Origin of the sequence: Pseudomonas arabinosi (genome assembly GCF_047758675.1) — a bacterium.
Taxonomy (GTDB): domain Bacteria; phylum Pseudomonadota; class Gammaproteobacteria; order Pseudomonadales; family Pseudomonadaceae; genus Aquipseudomonas; species Aquipseudomonas arabinosi.
This window is the reverse complement of record NZ_CP180480.1, coordinates 5,772,581-5,784,416: the sequence shown is the minus strand read 5'-3', so window position 1 is coordinate 5,784,416 and position 11,836 is coordinate 5,772,581. Positions and strand designations below refer to the sequence as shown.

13 protein-coding genes are annotated in these 11,836 nt (G+C 59.7%); 9 read left to right on the top strand and 4 right to left on the bottom strand.

Going from position 1 to position 11,836, the window contains the following annotated elements; translation table 11 throughout:
• Nucleotides 1-86: 86 nt before the first annotated feature.
• Complete coding sequence (locus tag ACMXYJ_RS26940) at nucleotides 87-941, top strand: D-hexose-6-phosphate mutarotase (protein WP_008151105.1); 855 nt, start codon at nucleotides 87-89, stop codon at nucleotides 939-941.
• 95 nt (nucleotides 942-1,036) lie between these two features.
• Here the strand turns inward: ACMXYJ_RS26940 and ACMXYJ_RS26935 are convergent, their stop codons facing one another.
• Nucleotides 1,037-1,897: a MurR/RpiR family transcriptional regulator gene (locus ACMXYJ_RS26935; RefSeq protein WP_177318169.1), complete on the bottom strand. Its 861-nt coding sequence runs from the start codon at nucleotides 1,895-1,897 to the stop codon at nucleotides 1,037-1,039.
• Between the two features lie 239 nt (nucleotides 1,898-2,136).
• On the opposite strand from ACMXYJ_RS26935, the gene zwf reads away from it, so the two are divergent.
• The 4 genes from zwf (at nucleotide 2,137) to ACMXYJ_RS26915 (ending at nucleotide 5,877) form a co-directional block, all read left to right on the top strand.
• Nucleotides 2,137-3,606: a glucose-6-phosphate dehydrogenase gene (gene zwf, locus ACMXYJ_RS26930; RefSeq protein ID WP_008151108.1), complete on the top strand. Its 1,470-nt coding sequence runs from the start codon at nucleotides 2,137-2,139 to the stop codon at nucleotides 3,604-3,606.
• Nucleotides 3,593-4,306 carry a 6-phosphogluconolactonase gene (gene pgl / locus ACMXYJ_RS26925; RefSeq protein WP_415757601.1) on the top strand — a complete coding sequence of 238 codons (714 nt, stop codon included), beginning with the start codon at nucleotides 3,593-3,595 and terminating at the stop codon, nucleotides 4,304-4,306. The genes zwf and pgl overlap by 14 nt, the downstream gene beginning before the upstream one ends.
• 17 nt (nucleotides 4,307-4,323) lie before the next feature.
• On the top strand, nucleotides 4,324-4,989 hold the full coding sequence (locus ACMXYJ_RS26920; protein ID WP_008151112.1) for a bifunctional 4-hydroxy-2-oxoglutarate aldolase/2-dehydro-3-deoxy-phosphogluconate aldolase: 666 nt from the start codon (nucleotides 4,324-4,326) through the stop codon (nucleotides 4,987-4,989).
• Nucleotides 4,990-5,151: 162 nt separating this feature from the next.
• Complete coding sequence (locus ACMXYJ_RS26915) at nucleotides 5,152-5,877, top strand: intradiol ring-cleavage dioxygenase (RefSeq protein ID WP_415757600.1); 726 nt, start codon at nucleotides 5,152-5,154, stop codon at nucleotides 5,875-5,877.
• 2 nt (nucleotides 5,878-5,879) lie between these two features.
• Here ACMXYJ_RS26915 and ACMXYJ_RS26910 read toward each other — a convergent pair whose 3' ends face one another.
• A complete protein-coding gene (locus tag ACMXYJ_RS26910; RefSeq protein ID WP_415757599.1) occupies nucleotides 5,880-7,061 on the bottom strand; it encodes an aminotransferase class V-fold PLP-dependent enzyme in 1,182 nt (393 codons plus the stop codon).
• A gap of 36 nt (nucleotides 7,062-7,097) precedes the next feature.
• Nucleotides 7,098-7,334 carry a DUF3820 family protein gene (locus ACMXYJ_RS26905; protein WP_007949456.1) on the bottom strand — a complete coding sequence of 79 codons (237 nt, stop codon included), beginning with the start codon at nucleotides 7,332-7,334 and terminating at the stop codon, nucleotides 7,098-7,100.
• A 203-nt stretch (nucleotides 7,335-7,537) separates the two neighbouring features.
• Between ACMXYJ_RS26905 and ACMXYJ_RS26900 the strand changes: the two genes are divergently transcribed.
• The 4 genes from ACMXYJ_RS26900 to ACMXYJ_RS26885 all read left to right on the top strand — a co-directional run bounded on the left by ACMXYJ_RS26900 (nucleotide 7,538) and on the right by ACMXYJ_RS26885 (nucleotide 11,254).
• A complete protein-coding gene (locus ACMXYJ_RS26900) occupies nucleotides 7,538-8,005 on the top strand; it encodes a ferritin-like domain-containing protein (RefSeq protein WP_415757598.1) in 468 nt (155 codons plus the stop codon).
• A gap of 196 nt (nucleotides 8,006-8,201) precedes the next feature.
• On the top strand, nucleotides 8,202-10,190 hold the full coding sequence (locus ACMXYJ_RS26895) for an FUSC family protein (protein WP_415757597.1): 1,989 nt from the start codon (nucleotides 8,202-8,204) through the stop codon (nucleotides 10,188-10,190).
• Complete coding sequence (locus tag ACMXYJ_RS26890) at nucleotides 10,177-10,383, top strand: DUF1656 domain-containing protein (RefSeq protein WP_008151119.1); 207 nt, start codon at nucleotides 10,177-10,179, stop codon at nucleotides 10,381-10,383. The genes ACMXYJ_RS26895 and ACMXYJ_RS26890 overlap by 14 nt, the downstream gene beginning before the upstream one ends.
• Nucleotides 10,384-10,393: 10 nt before the next feature.
• Entirely contained in the window at nucleotides 10,394-11,254 is an 861-nt protein-coding gene (locus ACMXYJ_RS26885; protein WP_415757596.1) for an efflux RND transporter periplasmic adaptor subunit, read from the top strand.
• Between the two features lie 103 nt (nucleotides 11,255-11,357).
• Here the strand turns inward: ACMXYJ_RS26885 and ACMXYJ_RS26880 are convergent, their stop codons facing one another.
• The gene (locus tag ACMXYJ_RS26880; protein WP_046049496.1) at nucleotides 11,358-11,828 is read right to left on the bottom strand and encodes a MaoC family dehydratase; all 471 of its coding nucleotides are present in this window, start codon (nucleotides 11,826-11,828) and stop codon (nucleotides 11,358-11,360) included.
• Nucleotides 11,829-11,836 lie beyond the last annotated feature (8 nt).

Genomic DNA, 11,836 nt, shown 5'->3' with positions numbered 1-11,836 from the left:
TCTATGTGCGCATTTTTGCGGACAGCCCAGGCTGTCCGCTTTTTTTTGGGGCGGCGCACCCCGGGTGATTTTCAGGACCGTGGCACATGCATGAGCATCCGCTACAACGCTTCTTCAAATCCTTGCGCGAACGTCCGGTGTTTGCGTGGGAGCGCTATCAGAAGCGCGACGTGCTGGTGATCGACCATCCGCTGTGTCAGGCGGTGTTCAGTCGGCAGGGGGCGCAGTTGCTGCACTTCCAGCCAAAGGGCCAGAAACCCTGGCTCTGGTGCGCGGCGAAGTGGCCGCAGGTCGGCGCGATTCGCGGTGGCGTTCCGGTGTGCTGGCCGTGGTATGGCCGTCATCCGAGCGAAAACGCCTGGCCTTCCCATGGCTGGGCACGGTTGATCGACTGGAAGCTGCTGGACAGCAGCACTGACGACGATGGCGTTCGCTTGCACTGGCAACTTCAGTTGTGCGACTGGCAAGTGGACCTGCACGCGCACTTGGGCGAACGCATGGATTTGCGCCTGAGTACCGAGCATCAGGACAGTCTGCCGTGCCAATTGAGTCAGGCGTTGCATGCCTATTGGCGTATTGGCGACGTCGGTGAGGTAGCGCTGTCTGGGCTTGACGGGGCGCAGGGTTACGACCAGTTGAACCGTCAGATTTGTCATCAGGAAGGCGAATTGCGGGTAGAGGGTGGCTGTCAGCGGGTGTTCCAGCATGACGGCGAATTACAGCTCAAGGACCACGCCTGGCAGCGCGAATTGTGCATCGATACCGGTGACCATGCGGACACAGTGGTCTGGCATCCGGGCTCACGACCGTTGCTGGGGGTGAGCTGGAACGAGATTTCGGAGTTTGTGTGCGTTGAAGCGGCGAGCGGCGGGACCGATAGCCTGAGCCTGGCGCCGGGGGAGAGGGCGCATTTGAGTTTGCAGGCGCGGGTTGGGGCTTGAGATCAAAAGATCGCAGCCTCGTTTCACTCGACAGCTCCTACAAGGGATCGTGTAAACCTGTAGGAGCTGTCGAGCGAAGCGAGGCTGCGATCTTTTTAATTAAACTCATCCCCAATCGGATACCGACTGGCATTCAGGCTTTCCTTGATCTTGCGCAAATGCGGCTGGAAATCCACGCCTCGGCGCAAGGTCATGCCGGTGGCGAGCACGTCCAGCACGGTCAACTGAATGATCCGCGACGTCATCGGCATATAGATGTCGGTGTCTTCCGGCAGCGGAATGTTCAGGCTCAACGTGCTGGCCTTGGCCAGTGGCGAGCCCTCGGCCGTCAGGCCCAGTACCGAAGCACCGTTTTCCCGGGCAATACGCGCCACTTCCACCAGTTCGCGGGTACGGCCGGTGTAGGAAATGATCACGAACAACTCGCCGGTGTGCGCCACCGACGCAATCATGCGCTGCATCAGCACGTCCGCGTGGGCGGTGACCGCCAGGTTGAAGCGGAAGAATTTGTGCTGCGCATCCAGCGCCACCGGGGCCGAGGCGCCGAGGCCGAAGAAGTGGATCTGCCGGGCCTGGATCAACAGGTCGACGGCGCGGCTGATCAGGTTCGGGTCAAGCGCCTGCAACGCACTGTCCAACGAGGCGATGGCGCTGCCGAAAATCTTTTTGGTATACGCCTCGGGATTATCATCGGCCTCGACCGCACGGCTGACATACGCCGCGCCGCTGGCCAGGCTCTGGGCCAATTGAAGCTTGAGTTCCGGGTAGCCGCTGACGCCGAACGAACGGCAGAAACGGTTGACCGTCGGCTCGCTGACCTTGGAGGCCTGGGCGAGGGCGGCGATGCTGAACCGGGTGGCCTGCTGTGGGTTGAGCAGGATCACCTCGGCGACTTTGCGTTCTGCCTTGTTCAGGTCTTCAAGGCGATTCTGGATCTGTTCCAGTAAATTTCGCACGCGGTCCATATATGTTCCTTAGCTCCGCAAACAAGAGAGCAATGCAAATAAGGGCCCCTGCTATGCAAATTGGGACTTTGATCGGGCCCGTAACGGTGGCCTATCCTACTGATGGCTCCGACCGTCCACCACTCGGAATCTGTATTTTGCGAAAATGTTGTGGTTATTACTACATTTTCCCTTGAGTGATGCCTTGAAAAAAGGTATTTGTAGCTTAACTTGATAAAAGAACAAACATCATGCCTTCGATTACGGTTGAACCGTGCACCTTTGCCTTGTTTGGCGCCCTCGGCGATCTGGCCCTGCGCAAGCTGTTTCCTGCCCTTTATCAGCTCGATGGCGCAGGCCTTTTGCACGAGGACACGCGAATTATCGCGCTGGCCCGTGAGCCTGGCAGCGAGCAGCAGCATTTGGCGTTCATCGCCTCCGAGCTGCGCCGCTACGTCGTCGCCAAAGAGCTGGACGAAGCCGTGGTCGAACGCTTCCTGGCCCGCCTGAGTTACCTGCACGTCGACTTCCTCAAGGCTGACGATTACGTCGCCCTGGCCGAAATGGCCGGCAGCGCCCAGCGGGTGATTGCCTACTTCGCGACACCGGCCGCCGTTTATGGCGCGATCTGCGAGAACCTGTCGAAGGTCGGCCTGACCGAAAACACTCGCGTGGTGCTGGAAAAACCCATTGGTTCGGACCTGGAATCCTCGCGCAAGGTTAACGACGCCGTGGCGCAGTTCTTCCCGGAGAACCGCACCTACCGCATCGACCATTACCTGGGCAAAGAAACCGTCCAGAACCTGATCGCCCTGCGTTTCGCCAATAGCCTGTTCGAAACCCAGTGGAACCAGAATTATATCTCCCACGTGGAAATCACCGTGGCCGAGAAAGTCGGGATCGAAGGTCGCTGGGGTTACTTCGACAAGGCCGGCCAGCTGCGGGACATGATCCAGAATCACCTGCTGCAACTGCTCTGCCTGATCGCCATGGACCCGCCGGCCGACCTGTCCGCCGACAGCATCCGTGATGAGAAAGTCAAAGTGCTCAAGGCGCTGGCGCCGATCAGCCCGGAAGGCCTGACCACTCAGGTCGTGCGCGGTCAGTACATCGCCGGTTACAGCGAAGGCAAGTCGGTTCCCGGTTACCTGGAAGAGCCGAACTCCAACACCCAGAGCGACACCGAAACTTTCGTTGCGCTGCGTGCCGATATCCGCAACTGGCGTTGGGCTGGCGTGCCGTTTTACCTGCGTACCGGTAAGCGCATGCCGCAGAAGCTGTCGCAGATCGTCATCCACTTCAAGGAACCGTCCCACTACATCTTCGCTCCCGAGCAGCGCCTGCAAATCAGCAACAAGCTGATTATCCGCCTGCAACCGGACGAAGGCATTTCCTTGCGCGTGATGACCAAAGAACAAGGCCTGGACAAGGGCATGCAGCTGCGCAGCGGTCCGTTGCAGCTGAACTTTTCCGACACTTATCGCAGCGCACGGATTCCCGATGCCTACGAGCGGTTGTTGCTGGAAGTAATGCGCGGCAATCAGAACCTGTTTGTCCGTAAAGATGAAATCGAAGCCGCGTGGAAGTGGTGTGACCAGCTGATCGCCGGGTGGAAAAAATCCGGTGATGCGCCCAAGCCGTACGCGGCCGGGTCGTGGGGGCCGATGAGCTCCATTGCATTGATCACGCGGGATGGGAGGTCGTGGTATGGCGATATCTGAATTGAAACTGCCTCAGGGCGTCAGCGCCCATGCGTTCAAAAGCCCGGTGCTGCTGGCCGATGGTTTGGCGCTGAATGTGGCCAAGCAACTGAGTGACGCCATCGACGCTCGCGGCACCGCGACGCTGGTGGTGTCCGGTGGCCGCAGCCCGGTGGCGTTTTTCCAGAACCTGGCCAAGCAGAAACTGGACTGGTCCAAAGTTGTGATCACCCTGGCCGATGAGCGCTGGGTACCGGTTGAACACGCCGACAGCAATGCCGGTCTGCTCAAGCGTTACCTGTTGCAAGGTCCGGCGGCCAAGGCTCAGTTCCTGAGTCTGTACAGCGCCACGGCCAACCTTGAACTGGCGGCCGAGCAGGCGGATCGCTTGCTCGCGGAATTGCCGCCGATCGACGTGCTGATACTCGGCATGGGCGACGACGGTCACACCGCCTCGCTGTTCCCCAACAGCCCGAACCTGAGCGATGCCTTGAAAGCCGACGGCACACGTCGTTGCTACCCGATGCTGGCGCCGACCGTGCCGCGTCAGCGCCTGACCATGAGCCGCGCGCTGCTGGCCTCGGCCAAGACCACCGTTCTATCGATTTCCGGTCAGTCCAAGCTGACCACCCTGAGTGCCGCATTGGCCGGTGACGATGTCGCCGCCATGCCGATTCGCGCGTTTCTGCAACCTACGTTAGAGATTTACTGGTGCCCATGAACCAAGGATCAGCCGCTATGACAACCCCATCCCCGACCGTTTCCATGGCGGACAAAGTTGCCCTGATCGACAGCCTCTGCGCCAAGGCGCGGATCCTGCCGGTGATCACCATCGCTCGCGAGCAGGACATCCTGCCGCTGGCCGACGCCCTCGCGGCCGGTGGCCTGACAGCCCTGGAAGTGACCTTGCGTTCACAGTTCGGCCTCAAGGCTATCCAGATTCTGCGCGAGCAGCGTCCGGAGCTGGTGACCGGTGCCGGCACTGTGCTGGATCGCAACATGCTGGCGGCTGCCGAAGCGGCCGGTTCGCAGTTCATCGTCACGCCGGGCATCACCCGTGACCTGCTCGAAGCCAGCGTCAACAGCCCGATTCCGCTGTTGCCAGGCATCAGCAACGCCTCCGGCATCATGGAAGGCTATGGCCTGGGCTATCGCCGCTTCAAGCTGTTCCCGGCGGAAGTCAGCGGCGGCGTTGCGGCCATCAAGGCCCTTGGCGGCCCGTTCGGCGAAGTGAAATTCTGCCCGACGGGCGGCGTCAGCCCGGCCAACATCAAGAGCTACATGGCGTTGAAAAACGTGATGTGCGTGGGCGGTAGCTGGATGCTTGATCCTGAGTGGATCAAGAACGGCGACTGGGCCCGCATTCAGGAATGCACGGCCGAGGCATTGGCCCTGCTGGACTGATCGGCTTTTACCAAACACTTCGTTGTGTGTTCTACGGCTTTACGGTGCGCTTGGTCGGTGCACCGTTTTTTTTTGCCTGCAGAAACCAAGCGATACATAGTTACCGCATCTCGCTGCTCGGCCGGCGTTAACCTGCGTTCATCTTATGGAAGAGAGAACGTCATGGACGACAACACTCCTGTTTCACCCGCACCAGCGGTTTACCTGCTTTCACCCGAACAGATCGCCGGTCCTTATTTCCGAAATCCGAAATTGATCAGACGAAACATCAGCGAAGGCATGGATGGCATCCCCTTGGTGCTGAGGCTGACGATCGTCGATGCCATGACCGGTCAACCGGTGACTGACGCGTTAGTGGATATCTGGCATTGCAATGCACGCGGTGCGTATTCGGGTTGGAGCAAGGTCAATCCGGACAAGGAAATCGACGTCGATGAAATCGGTTCGATCCCGCGCACTGACGACGACACTTACCTGCGTGGCGGGCAATTTACGGACAAGAACGGCATCGTGCGGTTTACCACGATCTATCCAGGGTTCTATGCCGGCCGCGCACTGCACCTGCACGTTGCCGTACGCATTACGGAAGGCAATAACTATCTGGAAGAACGGCATGTCGCCTGGGTCGGTCAGCTCTACTTTCCCGAGGTGGCTTCGCGTTCGGTACTCAACGCCAGGGAGTACCGCGGTCGAGCCGTTTCGCCGCTGACCAACGCTCAAGACCTTTTCTATGAAACCATGGGCGGCGAAGCCTCGACGCTGAACGTTCACACCCTGAGTCGAGACTCGAACAACGACGGCTACTTCGGGCACACGACCATCGGCATCGACACCTTCGCGGTATCAACACAGATCAAGCCCGAGGACTTCGACAAATACACCGTGTGACGTCAGCGCAGCTCGGTCAGCGCCCGGGCCAGCAAATCCATGTCTGCAGCGGTGGTAGTGAGCCCCGGCGTTATGCGAATGCACGGACCACTCGCGGCACCACTGCGCACCACGGTAAACAGGTTGTAGTCCTTGAGCAGCCGCTCGACCATCGCCTGTTGATCGGCATGCCGGGTAAAGCGCATCGAAGTGATGCCGCAATACAGTCGCGGGTCGTCCGGGGTCATGACGTCGATCCCCGGCAACTCGCGTACCGCGCTCGCCCAGCGGTTGCGCAGGTAATTGAGCCGAGCGCCCTTGGCGGCGGAACCGCCCATGGCCCGATGTTCCTCGAACACCAACGGCAGGGTCAGCAGCGCCGGGATGTTGGGCGTGCTGTACGGCGTGCGGGCGCGAATGTCGGTGACCGGGAAATGCATCTCGCCCATGTCCGGGTCGATGTCCGCCAGGCGCTCGGGGGCGATATAAATGAAGCCCAGAGTCAGCGGTGCACCGATCCATTTGTGCAGGTTGTAGCCAGCAAAGGCGATGCCCAGTTTATCGAGATCGAACTCGAGCTGGCCGAGCGCATGGGCGCCGTCGAGGATCACGTCGATGCCATATTCCCTGGCGGCTGCGGCAATGGCCTGCACCGGCATCACCAACCCCGAGCGATGGGTGACGTGGGTCAGGGCCATCAGTTTGAGTCGTGGATAACGCACGAAGGCTTCGCGGTAAGTGGCCAGCAAACTGTCGAAACTGGCGGGGTGCGGGTGTTCGATCTCGATCACTTCGACACCGCGATGACGTGCCAGCCAGCGCATGGCGCCTTTGACCGTGTCGTATTCCAGATCACAGATCAGCACCTGATCGCCCGGCGTCAGGCGGTTGTAGTTGCGGATCAGCGATTGCAGACCGTCCGACGCGTTGCGGGTGAGGGCGACGGTGTCGGCGGGTACGCCCAGCAGATCGGCGAGCTGTTTGCGAATCTCCAGGCTTTCGCCCTGTTCGAAGCGTTGTCGCACGTGCACCGAGTTGCTGCGATTGATCAGTTCGATGTTGCGCTGATACTCCTCGACCACCGTGCGCGACATGCGCCCGAAGTACCCGTTTTCGAGGTTGACCGGGCCGGGTTCAACCGCATATCGGTCGGCAAAGGTTCGCCAGAAAGCTTCATCACGGGCGCGGCGGGTGTTATCGGGCATGGGCTACTCAATCAGGGGCCAGGTAGGGGTGTCGGGTCAATGGCGAGGGGCGGGTTTGCCATGTTTGGCGCGTAGCGGTTCGAGCAGCTCCGACAGGCCGTTGTGATCGATTTCCTGCATCAAGGCCAACAAGCCGCCGAGTTCGCCATGGGGGAAACCTTCCCGAGCGAACCAGTTCAGGTATTGGCCGGGGAGGTCGGCAATGATTCGGCCCTTGTACTTGCCGAAGGGCATTTCACGGGTAATCAACAGTTCGAGCTTTTCAGGGTTCATCTATCGGTCGTCTTGATTCAAACAGTCTGGAAAATACAGGCATTCTGCATGCAGGCCAAATGACAGATCATGCAAAAAAAGCGGATACAGATTTCGCGTTAAACGATAAGTGATTGAAATATAAGTGGTAAGTCGTCAGTTCAAAGCTGGCATGCAGGGTGCAATACCTATTGCATCTCTCATCAACCCGCGAGGAACTGAAAATGACTGACATGAATAAAGAAGCCATCTCTGTACTCAACGACCTGATTGAAACCAGCAAAGACGGTCAGGAAGGGTTCAAGACTTGCGCTGAAGACATCAAACACCCTGAACTCAAAACCTTGTTCGTGCAACGCTCGGCGGACTGCGCGACTGCGGCTTCCGAACTGCAAGCGCAGGTGCGTTCGCTAGGCGGCGATCCGGAAACGTCCACCAGTGTCAGCGGTGACCTGCACCGTCGCTGGGTCGACGTGAAGGCGATGTTCACCGGCAAGGATGAAGAAGCCGTGCTGAACGAAGCAGAGCGGGGCGAAGACCATGCTCTCAAGGCTTACAAAGAAGCCATCGAAAAAATCAACAAACACAACCTGGTGGGCATTCGTGACCTGGTTGAGCGTCAGTACCACGGCGTGCAACGCAATCACGATCAGGTAAAAGCCCTGCGTAACCAGGCTCGCGCACGCTCGTAAGCGTTCGTTGTCTGTCAAAAACGCCAGCCAGCCTGGCGTTTTTTTGTGTCCGGGAATTAGCACTGAAATCGGCACTTGTAGGAGCTGCCGAAGGCTGCGATCTTTTGACGGTATAGAGGTCGCCGAACAGCAAGATCAAAAGATCGCAGCCTCCGGCAGCTCCTACCGTTAAATCGTCCTTCCAAGAGTCCATTACGTGCCTATCACCCTGCAGGCTTTGTTTGCGCCTGACCGCCGCGCCTTACAGTTCGCAATCAAGACCTTGATCGGTGGCGGCCTGGCCCTGTGGCTGGCATTACGCTGGGGCCTGGAGCAACCGGCCTGGGCGTTGATGACGGCGTTCATCGTCGCCCAGCCCTTGTCGGGGATGGTGGTGCAGAAGGGCTTGGCGCGGCTGTTGGGGACTCTGGTCGGGACGATCATGTCCGTGGTGTTCATGGGGTTGTTTGCCCAGACACCCTGGTTGTTTTTGTTGGCGTTGGCGTTATGGCTGGGGCTGTGTACGGCGAGTTCGACCTTGCTGCGCAGCGCCTGGTCCTATTCGTTCGTGCTGGCCGGTTACACAGTGGCGATCATCGCGTTGCCGGCCATTACTCATCCGCTGACGGTGTTCGATCAAGCCGTGGCTCGCTGCACGGAAATCTGCCTGGGCATTCTTTGCGCCACCGCCGCCAGTGCGCTGCTCTGGCCGATGCGGGTCGAACGGCAACTGGCGGATCAGGCGCGGGCAGCGTGGCAAAGCGGTATGAATGCCGCGCGTGCGACATTGGCCGGTGATGGTCAGGCGCGTAAAGGCTTGCTGGAAATCCTCGGGAGAATCGTCGCCGTCGATGCCCAGCGCGAGCATGCCTGGTTTGAAGGTGGCCTGGGACGGCAACGAGCGCGGGCGATCAGCGGCTTGAGCCAAAAGCTGTTGATGCTGCTGCGCATCGCCCGTTCGGTGCGCCGCCAGTGGAAGCAATTGGAACCCCAGGAAACCGAGCAACTGTTGCCCTGGATGACCGAGGTTCAAGAGGCGCTCAACAGCCCGGATACCGCGACCCTGCAAGCGCTGCGTCCAAGGTTGCTCGACGCTTCCCACGACCCGCACGTCAGCTCCGCGCAAAGTTACAGCCTGGCCCGTTTCACCTTGTTACTCGACACCGCCATGGCAGCGACTGCCGCGTTGAAAGCGGTGGAGGAGGGCAAGGAAACGGTCGATCCACCGAGAACCCTGACACCGCACCGCGACCTGTCATTGGCGCTGATTTTCGGTGCCCGCAGTGCCCTGGCGTTTCTGGTGGTCTCGTGCTTCTGGTTGGCGACCGCCTGGCCCGCTGCCTCCGGCGCGCTGCTGTTGACGTGCGTGGTGTGTAGCCTGTTCGCCAGCCGCGAGAACGGTGCCCAGATAGGCATGAGTTTTATGCGCGGGATCTTCCTGGCCATTCCGGCCGCGTTTATCGTCGGGCAGATTCTGCTGCCGCAATGGAGTGGTTTTGCCTTGCTGTGCATGGGCATGGGCGTGCCGTTGTTCCTCGGCGCGCTGGGCATGGCCAAACCGCAGATCGGTGCGACGGCTACCTCATTTTGTCTGCACTTCATCGTGCTGGTCTCGCCGCTCAATGCGATGAAATTCGATGTCGCGACGTTCTTCAACAGCGCTCAATCCATCGTGGTCGGTGTTGGCGCCGCGGTGCTGGCGTTCCATTTGTTGATCCTGCGCAACCCGACGTGGCATGGCCGACGTTTGCTGGCAGCAACCCTCGCTGATCTGGTGCGTCTGACCCGGCGCAATCTGCGCGGTGCCGAAAGCTGGTTTGGCGGGCGCATGGCCGACCGCTTGCTGCAATTGGCGCGGCACTATCCCGAGTTGCCGGAACCGGCGCGCAGTCGCTGGGACGATGGCTTGCTTGGCCTGGACATCGGCGACGAATTGCTGCATTTGCGTTTGAGTCTGGCGGTGGCGCAGGCACCGGTCAGCGCACCTCAACGGCGCTATCTCGAACAGCTGGAAAAAATCCTCGAGCAAGGCCCGACCGGCAGTCGCGCCGAGGCGTTGGCGCAGCCGAGCGAAGAATTCTTGAAGACCTTGTACGCGTTGCCTCCCAGCGATGCGGTGAAACTGGCCCAAGGCGCGGTGCTGCAATTGCAAAGCAGCTGGCGCGCCTGGTGCCGTCAACAGGAGCAAAGCCATGGGCTTGCGTGAGTGGTCGGTGGGTGGCGTGCTGCTCAGTCCGTTTCTGATTTATGTGCTGCTGGCGCTGCTCGTCACTGGAGCCTTGCGCATGCTCTTGCGCCTGACGCCGGTGGGCCGCTGGATCTGGCACGAAGCATTGTTTGATTGCGCCTTGTACGTCTGTGTATTGACCTTGATCACCGTCGTCCTCGGACCTTTATAAGGAGTTGAAAATGCGTACACCGATACGTGTCGCGGTGACCTTGTGCCTGGTGGCGGTGGCGATTTTTGCCGGCTTCCATTTGTGGCAGTACTACATGCTCACGCCTTGGACTCGGGATGCGCGGATCCGCGCCGACGTGGTGGTCATCGCCCCGGATGTCTCGGGTTGGGTGCGGGAGCTCAAGGCTTTTGATAACCAGCAGGTCAAGGCTGGCGATTTATTGCTGAGCATTGATCGTGATCGTTTTGAGGCGGCGCTGGAGAAAGCCCAGGCGGTGGTGCAGACACGCCAGCAGCAACTCAATCTGCGTGAACGCGAAGCCAGTCGCCGCGCTGCCCTCGGTCCGCAGGCCATCAGTGCCGAGCTACGTGAGAACGCGCAAATCAACGCCGGCATCGCCCGTGGCGAACTGCGCGAAGCCCAGGCCGAAGCCAAGGTTGCGGAACTCAACCTCGCCCGCAGTCAGGTCCATGCGCCACGCAATGGCCACATCACCAACCTGCGTCTGGCTGAAGGCAACTACGTGAATGCCGGGCAATCGGTGATGGCGTTGATCGACGATTCGACTTTCTATGTGCAGGCGTATTTCGAGGAAACCAAATTGCCACGGATTCGTGTTGGCGATCCGGTGAAGATCTGGTTGATGAGCGCGGGCGAGGCGTTGCAGGGGCATGTGGAAAGCATCAGCCGCGGGATTACTGATCGCAATACCACGCCGGACGGGCAGTTGCTGGCAGAGGTCGAGCCGACGTTTAACTGGGTGAGGCTGGCGCAGCGGATTCCGGTACGGATCAAGATTGATCAGTTGCCGGAAGGGATGAATTTGAGTTCGGGGATGACGGCGAGTGTGCAGGTGCAGGAAGGGCCGTAAGATCAAAAGATCGCAGCCTCGTTTCACTCGACAGCTCCTACAGGGTTTGCCATATACCTGTAGGAGCTGTCGAGTGAAACGAGGCTGCGATCTTTTGAGGCAATCAGCCGATGCTGATTGCCGGCAGCTTAGGCAACGTCACGGTCTGTTGCTTGCGCGGCGCCAGAATCTCCGCCTCGCCATCCACTACCAATTCATCGCGCTGGTTAAACACGCGAGTGGCAATCCGCACACGAAACTTCGGCAGCTTCTCGAGAATCTCCAGACGCACGGTCAGCGTGTCGCCAATTTTCACCGGCTTCTGAAAGCTCATTTGCTGACCGATATAAATAGTCCCCGGCCCAGGCAACTCGCAGGCAACGGCAGCACTGATCAGCGCACCGCTGAACATGCCGTGAGCAATGCGCTCCTTGAACATGGTGCCGGCGGCGAATTCAGCGTCCAGGTGCACCGGGTTGTGATCGCCGGACATCGCGGCGAACAACTGAATGTCGCGCTCTTCGACCGTCTTGCTGTAGCTGGCGGTCTGGCCGACTTCAAGGGCCTCGTAAGGGGTGTTGGTAACCTGGGTCATCTGTTTCA